Annotated in this window: 21 protein-coding genes and 1 pseudogene; 12 read left to right on the top strand and 10 right to left on the bottom strand. The window is 67.9% G+C overall.

The window, feature by feature from the left end:
- Nucleotides 1-41: 41 nt before the first annotated feature.
- Nucleotides 42-239, bottom strand: a complete 198-nt coding sequence (gene fdxE / locus BN3385_RS10565) for a ferredoxin FdxE (RefSeq protein ID WP_059016743.1) — start codon at nt 237-239, stop codon at nt 42-44.
- Nucleotides 240-399: 160 nt separating this feature from the next.
- Here fdxE and BN3385_RS10560 point away from each other — a divergent pair, with 160 nt between their 5' ends.
- Genes BN3385_RS10560 through BN3385_RS10540 form a run of 5 tightly spaced genes read left to right on the top strand, consistent with a single transcriptional unit; the run spans nt 400 to nt 5,124 of the window.
- A complete protein-coding gene (locus tag BN3385_RS10560) occupies nt 400-1,752 on the top strand; it encodes an aromatic ring-hydroxylating oxygenase subunit alpha (protein WP_059016742.1) in 1,353 nt (450 codons plus the stop codon).
- The gene (locus tag BN3385_RS10555; RefSeq protein ID WP_059016741.1) at nt 1,749-2,276 is read left to right on the top strand and encodes a hypothetical protein; all 528 of its coding nucleotides are present in this window, start codon (nt 1,749-1,751) and stop codon (nt 2,274-2,276) included. The genes BN3385_RS10560 and BN3385_RS10555 overlap by 4 nt, the downstream gene beginning before the upstream one ends.
- On the top strand, nt 2,276-2,740 hold the full coding sequence (locus BN3385_RS10550; protein ID WP_059016740.1) for a hypothetical protein: 465 nt from the start codon (nt 2,276-2,278) through the stop codon (nt 2,738-2,740). The genes BN3385_RS10555 and BN3385_RS10550 overlap by 1 nt, the downstream gene beginning before the upstream one ends.
- Before the next feature lie 54 nt (nt 2,741-2,794).
- A complete protein-coding gene (locus BN3385_RS10545) occupies nt 2,795-4,363 on the top strand; it encodes a GMC family oxidoreductase (RefSeq protein ID WP_059016739.1) in 1,569 nt (522 codons plus the stop codon).
- Nucleotides 4,360-5,124 (top strand): amidohydrolase family protein, encoded by a 765-nt coding sequence (locus tag BN3385_RS10540; protein ID WP_059016738.1) that lies wholly within the window; start codon nt 4,360-4,362, stop codon nt 5,122-5,124. Before BN3385_RS10545 ends, BN3385_RS10540 begins: the two co-directional genes overlap by 4 nt.
- Here BN3385_RS10540 and BN3385_RS10535 read toward each other — a convergent pair.
- Nucleotides 5,103-5,765 (bottom strand): TetR/AcrR family transcriptional regulator, encoded by a 663-nt coding sequence (locus BN3385_RS10535; protein ID WP_059021788.1) that lies wholly within the window; start codon nt 5,763-5,765, stop codon nt 5,103-5,105. The genes BN3385_RS10540 and BN3385_RS10535 overlap by 22 nt on opposite strands.
- A gap of 90 nt (nt 5,766-5,855) precedes the next feature.
- Here BN3385_RS10535 and BN3385_RS10530 point away from each other — a divergent pair, with 90 nt between their 5' ends.
- Nucleotides 5,856-6,677 (top strand): mycofactocin-coupled SDR family oxidoreductase, encoded by an 822-nt coding sequence (locus BN3385_RS10530; protein WP_059016737.1) that lies wholly within the window; start codon nt 5,856-5,858, stop codon nt 6,675-6,677.
- A 12-nt stretch (nt 6,678-6,689) separates the two neighbouring features.
- Here BN3385_RS10530 and BN3385_RS10525 read toward each other — a convergent pair whose 3' ends face one another.
- Together BN3385_RS10525 and purB are read right to left on the bottom strand one after the other, a co-directional pair.
- Nucleotides 6,690-7,916 carry a cytochrome P450 gene (locus BN3385_RS10525; RefSeq protein WP_059016736.1) on the bottom strand — a complete coding sequence of 409 codons (1,227 nt, stop codon included), beginning with the start codon at nt 7,914-7,916 and terminating at the stop codon, nt 6,690-6,692.
- A 4-nt stretch (nt 7,917-7,920) separates the two neighbouring features.
- Complete coding sequence (gene purB, locus BN3385_RS10520) at nt 7,921-9,339, bottom strand: adenylosuccinate lyase (RefSeq protein ID WP_059016735.1); 1,419 nt, start codon at nt 9,337-9,339, stop codon at nt 7,921-7,923.
- A gap of 26 nt (nt 9,340-9,365) precedes the next feature.
- Here purB and BN3385_RS10515 point away from each other — a divergent pair, with 26 nt between their 5' ends.
- Together BN3385_RS10515 and BN3385_RS10510 are read left to right on the top strand one after the other, a co-directional pair.
- On the top strand, nt 9,366-10,085 hold the full coding sequence (locus tag BN3385_RS10515) for a DUF429 domain-containing protein (protein WP_059016734.1): 720 nt from the start codon (nt 9,366-9,368) through the stop codon (nt 10,083-10,085).
- 67 nt (nt 10,086-10,152) lie between these two features.
- Nucleotides 10,153-11,422 (top strand): annotated as a pseudogene (locus BN3385_RS10510) (HNH endonuclease signature motif containing protein).
- A gap of 9 nt (nt 11,423-11,431) precedes the next feature.
- Here BN3385_RS10510 and BN3385_RS10505 read toward each other — a convergent pair.
- Both BN3385_RS10505 and BN3385_RS10500 read right to left on the bottom strand, forming a co-directional pair.
- On the bottom strand, nt 11,432-12,430 hold the full coding sequence (locus tag BN3385_RS10505; RefSeq protein WP_059016733.1) for an SDR family NAD(P)-dependent oxidoreductase: 999 nt from the start codon (nt 12,428-12,430) through the stop codon (nt 11,432-11,434).
- A 16-nt stretch (nt 12,431-12,446) separates the two neighbouring features.
- Nucleotides 12,447-13,076, bottom strand: coding sequence for a TetR/AcrR family transcriptional regulator (locus tag BN3385_RS10500; RefSeq protein WP_059016732.1), 630 nt, complete (start codon nt 13,074-13,076; stop codon nt 12,447-12,449).
- 95 nt (nt 13,077-13,171) lie between these two features.
- Here BN3385_RS10500 and BN3385_RS10495 point away from each other — a divergent pair, with 95 nt between their 5' ends.
- Entirely contained in the window at nt 13,172-14,050 is an 879-nt protein-coding gene (locus BN3385_RS10495; protein WP_059016731.1) for an alpha/beta hydrolase, read from the top strand.
- A gap of 4 nt (nt 14,051-14,054) precedes the next feature.
- Here the strand turns inward: BN3385_RS10495 and BN3385_RS10490 are convergent, their stop codons facing one another.
- From BN3385_RS10490 to BN3385_RS10480, 3 genes are read right to left on the bottom strand one after another with little or no spacing between them, the layout of a single operon-like run.
- A complete protein-coding gene (locus BN3385_RS10490; protein WP_059016730.1) occupies nt 14,055-14,834 on the bottom strand; it encodes a maleylpyruvate isomerase N-terminal domain-containing protein in 780 nt (259 codons plus the stop codon).
- Entirely contained in the window at nt 14,831-16,111 is a 1,281-nt protein-coding gene (gene purD, locus BN3385_RS10485; protein WP_059016729.1) for a phosphoribosylamine--glycine ligase, read from the bottom strand. Before purD ends, BN3385_RS10490 begins: the two co-directional genes overlap by 4 nt.
- Before the next feature lie 14 nt (nt 16,112-16,125).
- Nucleotides 16,126-17,664 carry an acyl-CoA carboxylase subunit beta gene (locus BN3385_RS10480; RefSeq protein ID WP_059016728.1) on the bottom strand — a complete coding sequence of 513 codons (1,539 nt, stop codon included), beginning with the start codon at nt 17,662-17,664 and terminating at the stop codon, nt 16,126-16,128.
- 114 nt (nt 17,665-17,778) lie between these two features.
- Here BN3385_RS10480 and BN3385_RS10475 point away from each other — a divergent pair, with 114 nt between their 5' ends.
- From BN3385_RS10475 to BN3385_RS10465, 3 genes are read left to right on the top strand one after another with little or no spacing between them, the layout of a single operon-like run.
- The gene (locus BN3385_RS10475) at nt 17,779-19,011 is read left to right on the top strand and encodes a cytochrome P450 (protein WP_059016727.1); all 1,233 of its coding nucleotides are present in this window, start codon (nt 17,779-17,781) and stop codon (nt 19,009-19,011) included.
- Between the two features lie 28 nt (nt 19,012-19,039).
- Nucleotides 19,040-19,435 (top strand): hypothetical protein, encoded by a 396-nt coding sequence (locus BN3385_RS10470; RefSeq protein ID WP_059016726.1) that lies wholly within the window; start codon nt 19,040-19,042, stop codon nt 19,433-19,435.
- 1 nt (nt 19,436) lies between these two features.
- Complete coding sequence (locus BN3385_RS10465; RefSeq protein WP_059016725.1) at nt 19,437-20,078, top strand: TetR/AcrR family transcriptional regulator; 642 nt, start codon at nt 19,437-19,439, stop codon at nt 20,076-20,078.
- Here the strand turns inward: BN3385_RS10465 and BN3385_RS10460 are convergent.
- Nucleotides 20,035-20,304, bottom strand: a complete 270-nt coding sequence (locus tag BN3385_RS10460) for a hypothetical protein (RefSeq protein WP_156432714.1) — start codon at nt 20,302-20,304, stop codon at nt 20,035-20,037. The two genes, BN3385_RS10465 and BN3385_RS10460, sit on opposite strands and share 44 nt — an antisense overlap.
- Between the last annotated feature and the right edge of the window lie 111 nt (nt 20,305-20,415).

Genomic DNA, 20,415 nt, shown 5'->3' with positions numbered 1-20,415 from the left:
TCGTCACCTTTCAGTCCAGCGGGCCGCCCGGCAGCCCGCCGCTAGCTATCGGTTTCCAGCACCAGCGCGAGTTCGGGACACGCGGCAACTCCGTCGCGAACCACCTGTTCGTCGGCGGGATCCACCTCGTGGTCCGCCAGCGTGGAATAGCCGTTGTCGTCGATCGGGAACTGCTCCGGATCCACCGCGTAGCACTGGGCGTGCCCCACACATTTCGACTTGTCCAGACGCACACGCATGCCCACAAGCTAGCCGCGCGATGCCGCGCGTGGAGGCAAAAACCGGGACCGCCTTGCCCGCTCTTGACAGCCCGGCATGTGGCGCCCATCATAAATCAATCAAGCGATCGATTACTTGCGTCGCGCGCCCTCGAATCACTGACCAGGAGGTATTCGTTCGATGACGTCCACCGCACTGCCCGGAGAGTGGGTCGACCACGCGCCGGGACTCGATGACCTGGCGGGCCGGTTCCGCACGCGGATCCCGACGGACCGCTACCGCTCTCCCGAATGGGCACAGCGCGAGCGCGAGGCGATCTGGATGAAGACCTGGCAGGTCGCCGGGCGTGCCGACGAGCTGCCCAAGGTGGGCGACTGGAAGGAATACCGGATCTACGACCAGTCCTTCCTGATCGTGCGCGGCAAGGACGAGACGCTGCGCGGTTTCGTCAACGCCTGCCGCCATCGCGGGAACATGTTGTGCCAGGGCACCGGCAACGCCAAGCGCGGCTTCCTGTGCCAGTACCACCTGTGGTCCTACGACCTGGACGGAAAGCTGAAAGGCCTGCTCCGCGAGGCCGAGGCGGGCGGACTCGACAAGGCCGACAACGGTCTGATCCAGGTGCCGGTGGACACCTTCGGCGGGTTCATCTTCATCAACCCGGACCCGGGTGCCGCACCGCTGGCCGAGTGGATCGGCGCCGACGCGATCGCCAAGCTGGCGCCCTACCACCTGGAACTGATGTCCACGGTGATGAACGTCAGCGAGCCGCTGGAGTGCAACTGGAAAGTCGTGATGGACGCCTTCAACGAGGGCTATCACGTCAACGGCGTGCACCCGCAGCTGCTAGCGGTGCTCAACATCCAGCCGGAGACCACCCGCTACACCTTCTACGAGAACCACAGCATCGCCATGGCGCCATTCGAGGTCGTCGGCGCCACCCCGGAGAAACAGGTCGAAGGGACGCTCGCACTGCCCGAGACGTTCCCGGGCACCGTCGCGGTGATCCCCCGATTCCAGGAACTGGTCAAGGAATTCACCGCCGCGGACGGATCGATTGACTTCCCCGAGGGCGTCACCGCACGCACCCTGCTGCAGCAGGCCACCCGCGCGCACCTGACCGAGATGGGGCTGGATGTCAGCGGCCTGACCGACGCCCAGATGAGCGACAACCACGGCTGGTTCCTGTTCCCCAACTTCATGATGACCATCCGGGCCGGCGAGTGCCACGTGATCCTGTCGAGGCCGCATCCCGACGGCGATCCGAATCGGTGCATCTGGCATGTGGCGAGCTACATGTACCTTCCGCCGGAGATGGCCGATGCCTTCACGGTCGATCTGATCGAGGTCGACACCCCGGGCAGCTACAAGTATTTCGAAGCGCTGCAACAGGATTACGAGCAGATGCAACGCCAGCAGGCCGGGTTGCGCAACCACGGACTCGATCACCTGACGCTGGTGAAGGAAGAAGTCGTCGTCGCCAAGTTTCACGACACAGTAGACCGCTGGATGGCCGGAAAGGGAGCTCAGTGAACCTCGAAGAACGTATTGCCCTGCACACCAGGATGGCCCGTGCCTACGGTGACGCCTACCTGCGTCAGGGTGTGCAGGACGGGGAGAAGTTCGTCGACGTCTGGAAGTTCCATCCCGACTGCATGTACGCCTCGCCCTACTTCACCGGCGACGAGGCCTTCAAGCTCAGTGAGTTCCCGGAGGAGTCGGCCAGGGCGTCAATGATGGAGGCCAAGGTCTACTCACTGCGGTTCCCGGACTGGAAGCCCGTCGACTTCCGGCACTGGCCGGCCGACAACGGGTTCGTCATGAAGACCCGCTGGCAGGGCACCAACAAGGACACCGGCGACGTCATGGGTTTCTACTCCTACAGCTTCGTCGACACCGACGACGACGGCGAGGTCACCCGCTGGGAGACCCACGTCAACAGCGAGTACAGCGATTTCCTCGACGTCGCGATCGGTGTGCACGGGCCGTTCCGCGGCACCCATGAGTACACCGATGCGCTGGAGCGGCGGCTGGCCGAAGAGGGTGTGACGGTCTGATGCACGCACTCGCCGATGTCATCGACAGCTATACCGGGCACTCGCGAACGATCCTGGAGTACAGCGCGCTGATGAAGCGGATGGTCGACGAGGCCAAGAAGCCCGGCTTCAGCGCCGAGAGCTGGGCGCCGCTCGCCGAGCTGATCGACACGGAGAACTTCGTCCGGGTCGGCAACTTCAAAGAGGTGATGAACTGGCAGGAATACGTGGGCTTCCTGACCGGCTGGGCCAGTTCCTCGGAGTGGGACTGCTCGTTCAAGCGCGTCACCGAATCCGGCAACACCGTGTTCCTCGAACTCGAAGAGCGAAGCCGGATCGGCGATTTCAGCAACTCGGTGAACTCACTGTCGGTCTATGAGTTCGCCGACGACGGCAGGATCGTCCGCATCGACGTCTACCTGCAGATGGCTCTGCCCGATCCCGAGATGCTGGCCAGCTACGCCGACGTCGAGATCTCCGAGTAGCAGCACCTGGACACCGGATCCCGCGGCCACGGGCCGGTGTGGGATAAAGCGTGGGTGGCTGACTTCGACTACATCGTCATCGGGGCCGGATCGGCGGGCTGCGTGGTGGCGGCCCGACTGGCTGCCGGATCGGCATCGGTACTGCTGCTGGAGGCCGGCGGCTCGGATCGCCGCCTGACGGTGCGGGCCCCGCTGGCCTTCGCCGCCCAGATGGGCGGGCAGACCGACTGGAACTTCAGCTCCGAGCCCGAGCCCGGGTGCGATGGCCGGTCGATTCCGCAGCCCCGCGGCCGGGTGCTCGGCGGCACCAGCTCGATGAACGCGATGGTGTGGGTGGTCGGTACCCAGCGCGACTACGACGGGTGGGACCTACCCGGCTGGGGCTGGGACGACGTCGCGCCGGTGTTCCGGCGCATCGAGTCGCACTTCCTGGGCGCCCCGTCGCACGGGACGATGGGCCCGATGCGGGTGACCCGCCTTGCCGAACCGGATGAGACCTCCACCCGCTGGGTCGTCGCGGCCCGCGAGGCCGGGGTGGCAGCCAACGACGACATCGGCGGCCCCGACCTCGACGGCGCCGCAATCGCGCCGGTGACCATCTGGAAGGGCCAGCGCTGGAACACCGCACGGGGATATCTCACCGACGCCCGGCGGCGGCCGAATCTCACCGTGGTCACCGGCGCGCTGGTGCACCGGGTGGTGATCCGCGACGGCCGTGCCGTCGGCGTCGACTACGAGCACAAGGGCCGCCGCGCGGTGGCCGGTGCGCACCGCGAGATCGTCCTGTCCGCGGGCGCCTACGGCACCCCGCACCTGCTGCAGCTGTCCGGTGTCGGAGCCGCCGACCATCTGCGATCCATCGGCGTGCCATGCCTGGTGGACAGCCCGCGGGTGGGCACCAATCTCACCGACCACCCGGCCTGCGCGATGAGCTGGGATGTCCAGCCGGGATTCGTCGGGCTGTCCGATGCGGCGAAGCCACAGTGGTTGCTGCGCTGGCTGTTTCGCCGCACCGGCAAGATGACCAGTAACGCGATGGAGGCCTTGGCGCACGTCCGGTCCTCACCCGAGCTTCCGGCGCCGGACTTCCAGCTGATCCACTCCCCCAGCTACGTCAACCTGGTGGCGATGGATCGCGAACTGCGGCGGGCGTCCTCGGTGCTGCAGTCGTACTGGACGCCGAAGAGTCGCGGCACAGTGCTCGCCCGATCGGCCGATCCGCATCAGGCGCCGGCGATTCAGCTGAACACCCTGACCGAGGCGGACGACGTCGCCGCGTTCGTTCGGGTGGTTCGCCGCACCCGCGAGATCGTGAGCACCGAACCGTTCGCCTCCGTCATCGCCGCGGAGTTGCACCCGGGTCCAGAGGCCGTGACCGACGAGCAGATCGCGGCATGGGTGCGCAGCACAGTCGCCACCACCGGGCATCCGGCGTGCTCGGCGGCGATGGGGACCGATGACGACAGCGTTCTGGACGAGAACTTGCGGGTGCGCGGTGTGGCCGGATTGCGGGTGGCCGACGCGTCGGTGTTCCCCCGCATCCCCCGGGCCAATACCAACGCGCCGGCCATCATGGTCGGTGAGCGGTGCGCCGATTTCCTGGCCGCCGAGGCCCGCCGGTGACGGCGCCGGAGGTGTTCGACGCGCACTTCCACATCATCGATCCGCGCTTCCCCCTGGTGCCCAACAACGGCTACCTGCCCGAGCCGTTCACGGCCGCCGACTATCTCGCCCGCGTCGCCGACCTGAACGTAACAGGCGGTGCGGTGGTCAGCGGATCGTTCCAGGCGTTCGATCAAGATTACCTGAAAGATGCTCTGGCCCAATTGGGTTCGTCGTTCGTGGGAGTGACGCAGGTCCCGGCGGAGATCACCGATACCGACATCCTCGACCTGGACCGCGTCGGTGTGCGGGCGGTGCGGTTCAACCTCTATCGAGGTGGATCCGCCTCCCTGGCCGACGCGGACACGCTGGCCCGGCGGGTGTTCGAGATCGCCGGCTGGCATTCGGAGTTCTACCTCGACGCCGCCGATCTGGCCGAGCTCGAGCCGGTGCTGGCGGCACTGCCCCGGATCAGCATCGATCATCTCGGGATGTCCGACGACGATACCGGCGCGCTGCTGCGGCTTGTCGAATCAGGTGCGGTCATCAAGGCGACCGGCTTCGGCCGGATGGCGGTGGAGGATCCGGAGTCGTTGATGCGCAGCATCATTGCGGCCAACCCGGCTGGTCTGGTGTTCGGCAGCGACCTGCCCTCCACGCGGGCACAGACGCCATTCCAGGACGGCGATATCGAGCGGGTTGCCGATGCCGTCGGACCCGAGCATGTCGAGGCGGTGCTGTCGGGCAACGCCCGGAGGCTCTACCGACTGAGTCGGTCATAGTCGAAAAGCTGTCCTCGCAGAAGCTTTTTCAGACCGGCGACGGTGGCGTGATATTCGTCGGCCGGTGGCGTGCTCGCGGCGTACTCATTGAGACCACGGAAGATCATGTAGACGGCGTTGGCCGCACTGTCGATATCGACTCCGGCACCGAGGACCTTGTCGTTGGCACCCTGCTCGAGGATGTCGCGAATCAGGCCGCGGAGCGCGACGAAGCGCGTGTCACTGTTCTCGGCCAGGTGCAACTCGGCCGGGCTTTCGGCCCGGATGGCCCGGTCGAAGGCGACCGCGAGCGGATAGTCCCGCATCACCCGGACGCTTTCGTCGAGGACGGCCATCAGCTTGTCCAGCGTCGAGGCATTGCGGTCAGCTGCTTGCGCCAGGCGCGGCACCGCGATGGTGGCCACCTCGTCGAAGGTGGCCTTCACGAGTTCTGCCTTGTTCGGAAAGTAGTGATAGAGACTGCCGCTGGTCATCTGGGCTTCGCGGGCGATCTCGCGGATCGTGGCCCGCGAGTAGCCCACCTGCGCGATGCAGCGCATGGTCGCCTCGAGGATTCGCTTCCTCGTCTCCTCGCTGTTGGCGCCGACCGGCCGGCCGAGGAGAGATGAACTGGCCGATGCCCCGCCTGTGGATTTCACCATCGTCCCCCGAAGCTTCTCACAGGCTGCGCGCCGTCCGCGGGACATCACCCCTGAATCGATCAATCGATCGATTCTGTTAGGGTCCGCTGCATGGCAGAGCTGAGCGGAAGCGTCGCAGTCGTCACCGGTGCAGCCCGGGGACAGGGCCGAAGTCATGCCGTGGCCCTGGCCGCCGAAGGCGCCGACATCATCGCGATCGATCGCTGTGCGGATATGGACTCCATTCCCTATCCGTTGGGGACGAAGGCCGATCTGGACGAGACCGTGGCGGCGGTCGAGGCGTTAGGGCGGCGGGCGGTTCCGGTGATCGCCGACGTCCGCGATCTCGATGCTCTCAGCGCCGGGGTGCAGACGGGCATCGACCAACTCGGTGAGGTCGACATCGTCATCGCCAACGCCGGTGTGGTCGCGATCGGCATCAAAGATCCACTCGACGCTCAGGTGTACCGCGACATCGTCGACACCAATCTCAACGGCGTCTGGCACACCATCGTGGCGACGGTGCCGTCCATCATCCGCAAGGGGCGGGGCGGTTCCATCGTCCTGACCAGCTCGGCCCAGGGCTTGGTCGGGCGCGGCGGCGACGGCAGCGCGGCGATGTTCGCCTACGCGGCCGCCAAGCACGGCGTGGTCGGGCTGATGCGATCCGCGGCGAACGCATATGCGCAGAACAACATTCGCGTCAACACCGTGCATCCGACAGGTGTGGCGACGCCGATGATCATGAACGAGTTCACCGTCACCCGAATCCGGGAGAACCCGAACGGCTCGGCGTTGTCAGCCAATCTGCTGCCGGTGCCCTATGTGGAATCCGAGGACGTCACCAACGCGGTGATGTGGCTGGTAAGTCCCAAGGCGCGCAACGTCACCGGCGTGGCACTGCCGGTCGACGCCGGCCACACGGTGATGTGACCGCCGCTATGCTCAGCTGAATTCGAGGACCATGTGCCGGATGCCGGTATGCCGGTTGCTGCGCGCCCACTCCACCGGCTTGACCACGGTGATCTCGTCGAACCGCCCCAAGAGCTCTTCGTAGAGCACCCGCAGCTCCAGCCGGGCCAGATTCGCACCAAGGCAATAGTGCACGCCCTGGCCGAAACCCAAGTGCGGATTGGGTTTACGGCCCACATCGAAGGTGTCAGCGTCAGCGAACACCGCCGCGTCGCGGTTGGCGGAACCCTCCCACACCAGAACCTTGTCGCCGGCGCGGATCGCTTGCCCGCCGAGTTCGGTGTCGCGGGTTGCGGTGCGCCGCTTCGACGGCGACGGAGAAGTCCAGCGGATCATCTCCTCGATCGCGGTCGGCAACAGCTCACGATCGTTCTGCAGCCGCCGGTACTGGTCGGGGTTCTGGGCCAGCGCGAGCAGACCGCCGGCCACCCCGTTGCGGGTGGTCTCCGCTCCGGCGCTGAACAGCAGGGAGAAGAACATGTAGAGCTCGATATCCGACAGCGACGGCGCGTCGGGGTCATTGACGGTCGCATTGGCCACCACCGACAGCATGTCGTCGGTGGGCTGGGCGCGCTTGGCGGCGATCAACTCGGTGCCGTAGGTGAACATCCGCGACCCGGCATCCTCCACCGACATCGTCCCCACCTCGCCCCTGCGGGAGTCGCCGAAATCAAAGGTCGGCTCGATCGCCCGGAACAGCCAATGTCGTTCACTCTCCGGCACTCCCAGCAGGATGCAGATCATCTGCATCGGTAGTTCGGCGGCCACGTCGACCAGGAAGTCGAACGGCACCCCGGGCTGCACGCCGTCCAGCAATGCGCGGGCCCGGCTACGCAGATCGTCCTCGACCCGGCGGATCATCCGCGGTGTCAAACCTGAGCTGACCAGCCGCCGGATGTGGGTGTGGCGCGGGTCGTCCATCATGTTGAGCACCTGACCGGCGATCGGCAGGTCCTGCAGCAGGGTGCCACCGTAGGGCCGCTCGCCCCCGGTCACCGACGAGTAGGTGTCCGCATCCCGCAGTACTGCAAGGGTTTCCGGGTGGGTGGCCACCGACCAGAAACCCTCGCCGTCGGGGGTGTGCTCGGTGGGCTCGTGCCAGAACACCGGAGCCTCGCGGCGATGGATCGCGAACAGGTCGTGGGGAAACCCATCGGCGAAGTTGTCCAGGTCCGTGAAGTCGATGTCCTTGAGGGCCATGGGCTTACAGGATCGCGCCGGGGGCGTACTTGGCGGCATCGGGGTATGCGCTCACCAACTCGTCGACTGCGGCGATCACCTGATCCACCTGGCTGGCCGCCGCACCTGTGAAGGCTTTCTTGTCCGCCAGTGCCGCATCCAGTGCCGCCCGGTCCAGGGGTAGCCGGGGATCGGCGGCGAGCCGGTCCAGCAGGTCTGGCTCAGCGCCCTTTTCACGCATCGCCAGCGCGACGGCCACCGCGTGCTCTTTGATCACCTCGTGCGCGGTCTCCCGGCCCACCCCGGCGCGCACCGCAGCGATCAGCACCTTGGTGGTCGCAAGGAACGGCAGGTAGCGGTCCAGTTCGCGCTGGATCACCGCCGGGTAGGCGCCGAACTCGTCGAGCACCGTCAGGAACGTCTCGATCTGGCCGTCGATGGCGAAGAACGCGTCGGGCAAGGCGACCCGGCGGACCACCGAGCAGAACACGTCGCCCTCATTCCATTGCGCCCCAGCAAGTTCGGCAGCCATCGAGCCGTACCCGCGCAGTACCACCTGCAAGCCGTTGACCCGCTCGCAGCTGCGGGTGTTCATCTTGTGCGGCATGGCCGACGAGCCGACCTGCCCGGGAGCGAAGCCCTCGGTCACCAGTTCGTGGCCGGCCATCAACCGCACGGTGTGCGCGAATGATGACGGCCCGGCACCCAGTTGCACCAGGGAAGACAGCACGTCGTGGTCCAGCGACCGGGGGTATACCTGGCCGACGCTGGCGAAAACCGCTGAGAAGCCAAGGAACTCGGCAACCCGGCGTTCCAGCTCGGTCAGCCGGTCGTCATCGCCGTCGAACAGGTCGAGCATGTCCTGGGCGGTACCCATCGGCCCCTTGATGCCGCGCAGCGGATAGCGGTCGATCAGTTCGCGGATACGGGTCAGCGCGATCAGAGTCTCCTCGGCCGCCGAGGCGAACCGCTTGCCCAGCGTGGTGGCCTGCGCGGCGACGTTGTGGCTGCGCCCGGCCATCACCAGATCGCGGTAGGTAGCCGCCCGCTCGGCCAGCCGGGCCGCCACCGCGACACCGTGGGCGTGCACCAGTTCCAGCGACCGGCGGATCTGCAGCTGCTCGACATTCTCGGTGAGGTCGCGGCTCGTCATGCCTTTGTGGACATGCTCGTGACCGGCCAGCGCATTGAACTCCTCGATGCGCGCCTTCACATCGTGGCGGGTCACCCGCTCGCGTGCGGCGATCGAGCCGAGGTCCACCTGATCGAGCACTCGCTCGTAGTCCTCGATCACGCCGTCGGGAACGTCCACGCCCAGTTCCTTCTGCGCGCGGAGCACCGCGAGCCACAGCCGCCGTTCGGCCACGATCTTGGCCTCGGGCGACCAGATCGCCACCATCTCAGCACTTGCGTACCGGTTGGCCAGGACATTCGGGATCGTCACAACCCGTTAGCTTACGGTTTGCGGTTATGCACTACGTCGGGGTCGACCTCGCTTGGGGGCAACGCAACCCCACCGGGGTGGCCGTCCTCGACGGCGACGGCGTTCTGGTGCACGTCAGCGCAGCCGGGGACGACGACGACGTCCTCGCCCAGATCGGCCCCTACGTCGCGGGCCCCTGCGTAGTGGCTGTCGACGCTCCCCTGGTGGTCACCAACCCGACCGGCACCCGGCCGTGCGAGACCGCACTGAACCGCGACTTCCGCCGTTACGACGCCGGAGCGCATCCGGCCAACACCGGGCTGGCGTGGTTCGCCGACGGCGGCCGCGGTGGCAGATTGTGCCGAGCGCTGGGCCTCGATCTGGACCCACGCTCGCCCTCGACCCGCCGGGCTCTGGAGGTGTACCCGCACGCCGCGGCCGTGGTGCTCTTCGGGTTGGATCGGACGCTGAAGTACAAGCAGAAGCAGGGTCGCGACGTCGCGCTGTTGCAGTCCGAGCTGCTGCGGCTGGTCGGGCTCATCGAAGGGTTGCCGGATGTCTGCCTCGATCATCCCGACTGGCGACGGCTTACCACGATGGTCGGCAGCGCCACGCGCAAGACGGAGTTGCGCCGGGCCGAGGACCCGATCGACGCGGTGCTGTGCGCCTACGTCGCGCGGTTCTTCGTCGAGCGGCCGGGGGACGTGACAATCTACGGCGAGCCGAGCACCGGGTGCATCGTCACGCCGACCCCGAGATCGACGTAATAGGCTGATTTACCAGGCATTTTCGCGGCGATCAAAACGTGTCGGTGGGTACTGTCATGATGTCGGCATGTCTTCGGCCACCGCGGTTGCGGCCACTCCTGCTGAGCGGTTGGAGGGGTTGTTCGACGAGCTCGCGGAGTTGGCGGGTCAGCGCAATGCCATCGACGGCCGGATTGTGCAGATCGTCGCTGAAGTCGACCGCGACGAGCTATGGGGGGCGACCGGGGCGCGGTCGGTGGCGGCGTTGGTGGCCTGGAAACTCGGGGCCACCTCAGCCAACGCGCACGCCATCGCCGCGATCGCGCACCGCAGTGCGGAATTCCCCCAGTGCGTCGGGCAGCTGCAGCAGGGCCGGCTCTCACTGGATCAGGTCGGCGTCATCGCCGCCGGTGCGGGTGCGGGTTCTGATGAGCACTACGCGCAGCTGGCGTCGGTGGCCACCGTGAACCAACTGCGCACCGCGATCCGCCTCGAACCCCGCCCCGAACCCGAACCACGACCCGAACCGCAACGCTCGATCACCCACACCAGCACCGATCACTCGACGAGTTGGCGGATCACCCTGCCCCACGACGAAGCCGCCATCGTCGACACGGCGTTGAAGGCACATCTGGATGCGTTGATCACCGAATGGAAACGCGACCACCACGGCACCGATGCTGAGGCCATGCCCACCACCGTGGACGCCTTCATGCAGCTCGTGAACGACGGCTGGGATGCCCAAGCCAGCCGCCGCCCGCACGCCCAGCACACCACCGTCGTGGTCCACCTCGACCTCGACACGCCTGTGGCGGGCCTGCATCTGGGTCCGCTGCTCAGCGACGCGGAGCGCCAGTATCTGACCTGTGATGCCACCTGCGAGGTGTGGTTTGAGCGCCACGGCCGCCCGATCGGCGCCGGGCGGGCCACCCGCACCGTCAACCGCCGGCTACGCCGGGCCCTGGAACACCGCGACCGCACCTGTGCGGTGCCTGGCTGCGACGCGACCCGCGGCCTGCACGCCCACCACATCGTCCATTGGGAAGACGGCGGAGCGACCGAACTCTCGAACCTGGTCTTGGTGTGCCCGTATCACCACCGGCTGCACCACAACGGCGACATCACCATCACCGGCCCCGCCGAACACCTCGTCGTCACCGACGAAGACGGCGACCCCCTCACCAACACCACCCTCGCCCACCCACCAAACCAGCCACCCCCTCACCAACACCGGCCTCGCCCACCCACCAAACCAGCCACCACCAACAGTTCCACCCTGCCCCGGACCCATCGGCGAACGCGCCGACTGGTGGTGGTACGACCCCTTCCAACCACAACCACCGCCTCCAGAAAACTGAGCGAAAAGCTCAGGCGCGCAACCCCGTCCAGGTTTCTGATGTCCCGGTCAGACGGCTGACCTGTTCGAGGAAGCGACGCACTTTCGCCGGGTTCTCGTGGCGTTGCCATCCGAACGTCGTCGGCCGCTGCACCCGGTCATGCCAGAAGTGGCCGGGCTTGGACTCCGGCCGGGTGGCCACCAGCCACACCGCGGTATCGGCGCCGTCGGCCAGGTCGCGCAGCAGTGGTTTGGTGATCACCCGGAACCGCGGCAGATACTCGGCCACCCCGGGAGTGTCCACCCAGCCCGGGTGCATGCTCTCCACCCGCACACCGGTGCCCGCCAACCGGCGCGCCCACGAATCCGCCAGCACCACTTGCATTTTCTTCGTTCGGGCATACGCGCGAACCCCGTTGTAGCCGTTGCGATACTCGAGGTCGTCGACCACCAGCGGCGAGCTGTACATGCCGCCGGACGACACCCACACCACCGACGACGCCCGAGCCGCCTTCAGCAACGGCAGCAACCGATCCGTCATCAGATGCGGCCCCAGTACATGGGTGGCCAACTGAACCTCGTGGCCCTGCGGGGTGACCCGGCGATCCTTGGGCATCAGCCCGGCGTTGTGCACCAGCCCGTCCAGCGCGAGCACCCGATCCGAGAACGATGCCGTCCATACCCGTACCGCGTCGAGGTCGGAGACATCGCACACCTCCTCGATGACGTCGGCATCGGGCACCGCGCCACGAATCGCCTCGGCACAGTCGTGCACCTTCTCAGCGTTACGGCCCAGCAGGTGCACCGTCGCCCCCAACTCGGCGAAGCCCTGCGCCATCGCGAACCCGATGCCCGCCGTCGCCCCCGAGACCACCACCCGCTTACCCGCCATCGACCCGGCCGCAGGGTCCGCGGGCCACCACAACCGCCGCAGTCCGGAGCCGATCTTCGTATAGCCCAGGACCAGTGCGCGGTCCATCGCACCATCCAGCAGTTCGGTGGCCGGCCGGGTGAGCGCCGAGAAATCCATGCCTCGAACGTAACCCTCAGGCGCGCAGGCTGCGCTCGTCGATGGGCGCCAGCACATCCAGGACATCCACCAGGGTGGCCCGGGCCACCTCGCGCGGACCGTCGCCGTCGCCAACCAGTGCGGACACCACCGCCCCGTCGACCGCGCAGACGAGCGCACTGAGCAGGTCCATCCGGACATACCGCCCGGACCTCTCGACAGCCTCGACCACCGCATCGACCCGCTGCTGCAGCAGTCGCCGCTGAATGCCGCGCAGCGCGGGCTGGCGTGCGCAGGCGATGTAGCGCTCATAGCGGGAGATCAATTGTTCGCTGACGGGCTCCTCGGCCGGGTCCCCGATCAGCAGGTCCACCAGCACGTCAGCGGTCGCTTCGGCACCCCGGCGGCGCCGCGGCAGGTCGTCTACCCGGGAGCGCAACTGGGCCGCCTCGACGGTGCCGATGAACTCGACGGCGTTCTCCACCAAATCGTCCAACGACGAGAAGTAGTAGGTGGTCGAGGCCAGCGGCAGCCCTGCCCGCGCGGCCACCGCCCGGTGCCGCACCGCCTCGAACCCACCCTCGCACAGCAGCTCGGCGGCAGCGCTGACCAGCGCATACCGCCGACGTTCTCCCTTGGGAGTCACCGCTGCGATCACGCACAGAATGCTGCCAGCAGGTAGCGCTGCGGCATCGGCCTTTCACCGAATCATTAACCTTGCGTTCGCATAAGAATTCGGCTCACCCAGGACCCGATGGCAAGATGGCCGCCATGGCGAACCTGAGCCGTCGCGCGGTTCTGCGACTCGGCGCCGGAGCAGCCGCCGGAGCGGCCGGCGCGTATGCGCTGGGCACGTTGCCCGAGTCGACCACTCGGCTGGTCGGCCCGGATACCCCCCTGCCCCCACCCCCGCCCCTGGAGCCCGCGACCGCCGCCCCCACGATGGTCACCGGATCGTTCCTCTCCGCGGCCCGCGGCGGCGTCCAGACCAACTGGGCCATCGCCCGCCCGCCCGGCCAGACCGCGCCGCTACGCCCCGTGATCGCGCTGCACGGCCGGTGGAGCGACGCCGCGACAGTGATGGCCGGCGGTGTCGAGCAGGGTTTGGCCCAGGCCGTCAACGCCGGCCTGCCGCCGTTCGCGGTGGTCTCGGTCGACGGCGGCGAGGCCTACTGGCACGACCGCGCAGGCGACAAGGCCGGGTCGATGGTGCTCGACGAACTCATCCCCCTGCTCGCCGACAAGGGTCTCGACACCTCCCGGGTGGCCTTCCTCGGGTGGTCCATGGGCGGCTACGGCGCGCTGCTGCTCGGTGCCCGGCTCGGGCCGGCCCGCACCGCGGCGATCACCGCGGTCAGCCCCGCGCTGTGGACCTCCTACGGGGCGACCGCACCGGGCGCCTTCGACAGTGCCGAGGATTTCGCCGCCAACAGTGTGTTCGGCCTGCCGGCGCTGGCGTCGATTCCGATCCGGATCGACTGCGGCAACAGTGACCCGTTCTACGCGGCGACCAAACAGTTCATTGCGCAGCTGCCCAACCCACCGGCCGGCGGCTTCTCCCCCGGCGGCCACGACGCCGGATTCTGGAGTGCGCAGCTGCCCGCCGAGCTGGCGTGGATGGCACCGCTGCTGACAGCGTGACGCGTCAGACGATGTTGACCGTGCCGAGGAACGACTCGGCGTAGTCGGTGTCTCCGGTGATCGCGACGTCGCGGTCCCGCCAACTGGCCCGCTGCGTGCCCCACTGCGGGAACTCCAGGGCCACTGCGGTGATCTGCGCGGCAGGCGATCCCGCGGCACCCACCGTCACCGACCCGTCCGGCGTCACTTGCCAGGTTCCGCCGCCCGGTCCGGTGAGCGTCAGAGACAGCGGACGGTCGAGAAACGAAAGCGGTTCGGCGTGAAGCTGATTGGACAGCACCGCCATCATCCACTCCAGGACGACAGTCATCCGATTGGCATCGCTACCCGGTGCCGGACGCCCGAGAGCCGGCGCCATGTCGTGACGCAGATGGGTGTGATGGTCGAAAACCAGCGCGCTGAGCAGAAGCCGTACCGGGAACTTGCCCAACTCGGCCAGCGGCGCCTGAACGCCACCAAGGGGTGAACGGCCGACACCGCCCATCACCGTCCCGAAAACTGCGCTCCAGCGCCGGTATTCGGCCAGCACGTCGGCCGAGGACCAATCCCGGCGGGTGTCCACCATCGCATCGTTGGCGCGTTCGATCGGGGTGTTGCGCATCAGCCTGGACAGACTCGGGCTGAACACCGAATGACAACCGGTTCCCATGTGGGCGACCACATCTTGGATGCGCCAGCCGGGCGCCAGGCTGTTCATCCGCCACTCCGCCGGTTCCAGCGCCTCGCAGAACGCCAGCAGGTCGGCGCGTTCGGCGTTGAAGGCGGCTCGGCGGTCGGGAGTCATGACTGCCCCGGCACCGAGATACGGCCTTCGGCGGCGGCCAGGCCGATATCGGATCGGAAGTGGCTGCCCGGCAGGCGGATCGAGGACAAGACGTTATAGGCCGACGCCCTAGCCGCGGGCAGATCGGCACCGGTTCCCACCACCGACAGCACCCGGCCGCCCGAGGAGACGACGGCTCCGTCGTCACGCCGCGCGGTACCGGCGTGGAGCACGCCATCGGCTTCCGAACCGGTGATCACGTCGCCGACGCGGGGCCGCCCGGGATAGTTCTCGGCGGCAACCACGACCGTCACGGCGTAGCCGTCGCGCCACTGCAGCGGGCCGAACTCGGCCAGCGCGCCGGTGGCGGTGGCGTTGAGCACCTGCCCCAGCGGGGAGTCCAGCAGGGCCAGTACGGCCTGGGTCTCAGGATCGCCGAAGCGGCAATTGAATTCGACCACCGCGGGCCCGTTGGACGTGATGGCCAGACCGGCATACAGCAGTCCGGAGAACGGGCACCCGCGGCGCACCAGCTCGGCGGCGACGGGTTCTACAACGTCGCTGACGATGCCGGCCGTGACCGCGTCGGGTAGCCATGGCAGCGGTGAATAGGCACCCATCCCACCGGTATTGGGGCCTGCGTCGTTGTCACCGACCCGTTTGAAGTCCTGGGCGGGCAGCAGCGGCACCACCGTCGCCCCGTCGACCAGACAGAACAGCGAGACTTCCGGGCCGTCGAGGAACGACTCGAGCAGAACCGGGTGCCCGGAGTCCAGCAGCGCGGCAGCGTGCGCGCGGGCGGCGTCGCGGTCGGCGGTCACCACCACGCCCTTGCCGGCCGCCAGCCCGTCGTCTTTGACCACCCAGGCCGGCTGACCGGCGGCCGGTCCGAAGCGATCCAGGGCGGCGTCGAGATGAGCCGGGTTGTCGACGGTCTCGCTGGTGGCGGTGCGTACACCCGCCGCGGCCATCACGTCTTTGGCGAACGCCTTCGATCCCTCGATGCGGGCGGCGTCCTTGGACGGCCCGAAGCAGGCGATCCCGGCGGCGCGGACGGCGTCGGCGACGCCGAGCACCAGGGGCACCTCGGGTCCGATCACCACCAGGTCGACGGTCAGCTTCTTGGCCAGCGCGGTGACGGCCTCGGCGGAGGTGACGTCGACGTCGTGCTGTTCGGCCACCGCGGAGGTACCCGCGTTGCCGGGCGCGACGGCCAGGAACTCCACCTGCGGGTCTCTTCGGAGCCCCAGCAGCAGAGCGTGTTCGCGGGCACCGGATCCGATCACGAGGACGCGCACACGCACACCCTAGATCACCAGGTGTCGACGAACCGGCGTGGCGGCGGGAGTTCACCGTGGGCGGTCGCCGCGGCGAAGGTGGCGGCGATCAGACCGCGGGTGTCGGCCGGGTCGATCACGTCGTCGATCTCGAAGATCTGGGCAGCGTTGAGCGCTTTGGCGTGCTCCTGGGCGGCGGCGGTGGCTTGGCGCACCCGTTCCTCGCGTTCGGCGTCGTCGGCGATGGCCTCGAGTTCCTTACGCATTCCCAGCCGCACCGCACCTTCCAGCCCCATCGGGCCGAGGTGCGCACCGGCCCAGGCCACGGTCAGCAGCGGCTCGCGCAGGCTGCCGCCGGTCATCGCCTGCGCGCCGAGGCCGTAACCGCGGCGCAGCACCACCGCGACCATCGGCACCCGCATCGCCGCACCGGCGACGAGCAGCCGGGAGGCGCGGCGCACCAGCGCCTCTGCCTCGGCAGCGGGGCCGACCATGTATCCGGGGCAGTCGATGAGCGAGACGATCGGGATGCCGAAGGTGTCGCACAGTTGCAGGAACCGGGCGGCCTTGTCGGCCGCGGCGGCGGTGATGGCACCCGCCATCACCATGGTGTTGTTGGCGATCACCCCGACCGGCCGGCCCTCGATCCGGGCCAGCGCGGTCACCATCTCAGGGGCGAACTTCTCCCGCAGAAAGGTCACCGAGCCTTCGTCGGCGATCGTCTGAATCACCGGGGCCACCGGATAGGCACGCCGGGCGCGCTCGGGAACGATTGTGCGCAAAGGGGTTTGGTCGACGGCCACACCGGGTTCGGTCGGCCCCTGGAAATAGCCCAGCAGTCGTTTGGTGACGGCGACGGCCTCGGCCTCGTCGGCTACGACGACGTCGACCACGCCGTTGGGGGCCTGGACCGAGATCGGCCCGACGGCGTCAGGGGCCACTTCGCCCAGCCCGCCGCCGGCGATCATCGCCGGCCCGCCCATACCGATCGAGGTGTCGGCGGTGGCCACGATCAGATCCGAACAGCCGGCGATCACCGCGTTGCCGGCGAAGCAGCGGCCCTTGACCACGGCGATCCGCGGGACCACTCCGGACAGCGCGGCCCACAGCTTGAAGGCCCGCACCTCCAGCGACGACACCGTCGGATGGTCGGTGTCACCGGGCCGGCCGCCGCCGCCCTCGGCGAAGAAAACCGTGGGCAGCCGCATGCGTTCGATCAGGTCGAACAGCCGGTCCTTCTTCAGGTGCCCGAACGCGCCCTGGGTGCCGGCCAGCACGGTGTAGTCGTAGGACAGCACCGCCGAGGGGTGGCCGTTGATCCGGGCGGTGCCGGCGATCAGGCCATCGGCGGGTGTTCGGGCGATCAGGTCCGCCAGGTCGCGGCGCTGGCGCTGGGCCGCGATCGCAAAACGTCCGTATTCGACGAAGCTGCCGGCATCGACCAGGTCGGCGATGTTCTCCCGCGCCGTCCGCCCGCCCGCCGCGTGCCGGCGCTGCACCGCGTCGGGGCGCGCCGCATCCTCGGTCAACGCGCGTCGCTGCAGTAGTTCGTCGAGTTCAGGGCGGTCAGCCATCAGCCGAACCTACCCGGGCACGGCACGGGCCCGACGGCACGTCGGGCATACACTTACGGCATCAGTGTATGGTCTAATGAAGTGCCCCACATCACACGAACCGCGAGGTAACCGATGACCGCGAGCGTCTGTCCGTTCGGCCAGGGTTTCGACTTCACCGACCCTGACGTCCTTCTCCAGGGAATGCCGGTGACCCAGCTGGCCCAGCTGCGCAAGACCGCGCCGGTGTGGTGGAACGAGCAGGCCCCGGGCACCAACGTCTTCGACGACAGCGGTTACTGGGTGATCACCAAACACCGCGATATCAAGGCCATCTCGCGGGACAGCCACCTGTGGTCCACCAACGCCCAGGGCGTGATCATGCGTTTCCCGGAGGGCACGCCCAAGGAGGGCCTTGAGCTCACCAAGGCGCTGCTGATCAACCACGACGCCCCGGAGCACACCCGGCTGCGCAAGCTGGTGTCGCGACTGTTCACTCCGCGCGCGGTGGCCGCACTGGAGGAGAAGCTGGCCGTCGCCGCCCGCGAGATCGTGGCCGCCGCCGCCGAGAAGGGCAGCGGAAACTTCGTCGACGACATCGCCATGCCCCTGCCGCTGATGGCGATCGCCGATCTGATCGGCGTGCCCGAGGAGGACCGGCAGAAGCTGTTCCACTGGACCAACAGCATCATGAATAGTGAAGACCCCGACTTCGAGAACGACCCGACGGTGTCGAATGCGGAGCTGATGGGCTACGCCTACACGATGGCCGAGCAGCGGCGGCAGTGCCCGGCCGACGACATCGTCACCCGGCTGGTGCAGGCCGACATCGATGGTGAATCGCTCTCGGAGGTCGAGTTCGCGTTCTTCGTCATCCTGCTCGCGGTGGCCGGCAACGAGACCACCCGCAATGCCATGACTCACGGCATCAACGCGTTCTTCGACAACCCCGACCAGTGGGAGCTGTTCAAGCGCGAGCGTCCGGAGACCACGGTCGACGAGATCATCCGCTGGGCCACCCCGATCCACTGCTTCCAGCGCACCGCGCTCACCGACATCGAGATCGGCGGGGTGACCGTGCGCCAGGGACAGCGCGCCGGCCTGTTCTACAGCTCGGCCAACTACGACGAGGACGTCTTCGACAACCCGTTCCAGTTCAACATCTTGCGCGACCCCAACCCGCACATGAGCTTCGGCGGCAACGGCGCCCACTTCTGCGTCGGCGCCAACCTGGCCCGTATGGAGATCAAGCTGATCTTCGACGAGATCGCCAACCAGATTCCGGACATCAGCAAGCTCGGGGAGCCCGAACGGCTGCGGTCGGGATTCGTCAACGGTGTGAAGGATCTGCCCGTCTCGTATCACTGAGGCGCGCCCGCCGATACGATGCCCGGTCATGGGCTACCCCGGCTATCCGCCTCCCCCCGGTTATCCGCCGTATCCCGGTTACCCGCCGCCCGCGCCACAGCGGTCCACCGCCGACGTGACGATCTCGATCGTGATCATGGTGTTCACGATTCTGATGGGGGCGGCCGCGGTGTTCTTCGGCATCTTCTCGCTGGCCTTCCTCGACTACTGCCCGCCTGCGACGTGTAGCGCGGAAGGTGCGGCCACCGCGGTGATGACCGCGTTGGGGGTGGCGGCATTGGTGGGCCTGGCCGGCATGGTGGTGACGATCATCCAGCTGGCGCGGCGCAAGCGCGCCTGGCCGTTCGCGGCAGGGACGTTCGGGCTGTGCGTCCTGGTGCTGTTCTTCGGCGTGCTGGGCTACTCGGCCGCGGTGGGTGCCTGAGGTGCGCACGCACGGATGGTCCGGGTCGGCACCGGCGACCGACGAAGAGGCGGTCCAGCGGATCCTGGCGGCGGCGAACAAAGCGATCGACGCCCGCGGGGCCGATCTGAGCATCGCCGACGTCGCCCGCACCCTCGGCGTCACCCGCCAGACCGTCTACCGCTACTTCCCCAGCACCGACGCGCTGCTGCAGGCCGCCGCGATGCAGGCCACCGGCGGCTTCCTGGACCGCATCGCCGCCCGAGTGGCCGGGATGAGCGATCCCGCCGAGGCGGTGACGGAGGGCATCGCGACCGCCCTGGAAATCCTGCCCCAGGACAAGCACATGGGCCTGCTGCTGGGTCCGGATCGCGCTGGTGCCTTCAGTGCGGAGATCACCTCCGATGTCGCCCTGGAGCTCGGGCGTTCAGTGCTGCGGCGGTTCGACGTCGATTGGACGGCGCACGGATTCGCCGACACCGATCTCGATGAACTGGCCGAACACCTGCTGCGGACCATCCAGTCCTTCATGCTCGACCCCGGCCGGCCGCCCCGGCAGGGCGCGCAGTTGCGGCAATACTTGCGCCGCTGGGTGGGCGGTGCGCTGACGCGCGACGCGATCAGCGCGGCGGTAGTTGGGCCGAACTCGGCGCCGTCGCCTTGACCGCGGTCGGCGAGGCCGGCGGATCGGCGGGCGCGGGCCACATCAGCACCGCGAAGACGACGGCCGCGGTGGCCACCAGCGGGTAGGTCACCCGGACCGTGGAGTCGACAAACCCCACCCAATTCGATACGCGGTGAACCACTTTGGAGCGTGTGGTCGGCGGCTCAGTCCACAGGCTGAGCATGGTCGGCGCAGTCCACGAGTCGTACATCGTCAGAGAAGTCATCCGCCACTCCTGCCGTCACCGGAACCCCGCAGGCTCCGATTTCACTTTGGTAACAGTGGCTGACAAATGTCACATTTGTGACACGACCCGATAACCGTTTGCGATCTGCGC

It is taken from the genome of Mycobacterium sp. M26 (assembly GCF_001494595.1).
Classification (GTDB): Bacteria; Actinomycetota; Actinomycetes; order Mycobacteriales; family Mycobacteriaceae; genus Mycobacterium.
This window is presented reverse-complemented; position numbering and strand designations above follow the sequence as displayed.

Excerpts from the sequence above, each read along its gene's own strand:
- BN3385_RS10470 (WP_059016726.1), top strand. The coding sequence starts at position 19,040 with ATGGGCTACCCCGGCTATCCGCCTCCCCCCGGTTATCCGCCGTATCCC.
- BN3385_RS10495 (WP_059016731.1), top strand. The coding sequence starts at position 13,172 with ATGGCCGCCATGGCGAACCTGAGCCGTCGCGCGGTTCTGCGACTCGGC.
- BN3385_RS10505 (WP_059016733.1), bottom strand. The coding sequence starts at position 12,430 with ATGGATTTCTCGGCGCTCACCCGGCCGGCCACCGAACTGCTGGATGGT.
- BN3385_RS10560 (WP_059016742.1), top strand. The coding sequence starts at position 400 with ATGACGTCCACCGCACTGCCCGGAGAGTGGGTCGACCACGCGCCGGGA.
- BN3385_RS10525 (WP_059016736.1), bottom strand. The coding sequence starts at position 7,916 with ATGGCCCTCAAGGACATCGACTTCACGGACCTGGACAACTTCGCCGAT.
- BN3385_RS10530 (WP_059016737.1), top strand. The coding sequence starts at position 5,856 with ATGGCAGAGCTGAGCGGAAGCGTCGCAGTCGTCACCGGTGCAGCCCGG.
- BN3385_RS10490 (WP_059016730.1), bottom strand. The coding sequence starts at position 14,834 with ATGACTCCCGACCGCCGAGCCGCCTTCAACGCCGAACGCGCCGACCTG.
- fdxE (WP_059016743.1), bottom strand. The coding sequence starts at position 239 with ATGCGTGTGCGTCTGGACAAGTCGAAATGTGTGGGGCACGCCCAGTGC.
- BN3385_RS10480 (WP_059016728.1), bottom strand. The coding sequence starts at position 17,664 with ATGGCTGACCGCCCTGAACTCGACGAACTACTGCAGCGACGCGCGTTG.
- BN3385_RS10550 (WP_059016740.1), top strand. The coding sequence starts at position 2,276 with ATGCACGCACTCGCCGATGTCATCGACAGCTATACCGGGCACTCGCGA.
- BN3385_RS10475 (WP_059016727.1), top strand. The coding sequence starts at position 17,779 with ATGACCGCGAGCGTCTGTCCGTTCGGCCAGGGTTTCGACTTCACCGAC.
- BN3385_RS10460 (WP_156432714.1), bottom strand. The coding sequence starts at position 20,304 with ATGACTTCTCTGACGATGTACGACTCGTGGACTGCGCCGACCATGCTC.
- BN3385_RS10535 (WP_059021788.1), bottom strand. The coding sequence starts at position 5,765 with ATGGTGAAATCCACAGGCGGGGCATCGGCCAGTTCATCTCTCCTCGGC.
- BN3385_RS10515 (WP_059016734.1), top strand. The coding sequence starts at position 9,366 with ATGCACTACGTCGGGGTCGACCTCGCTTGGGGGCAACGCAACCCCACC.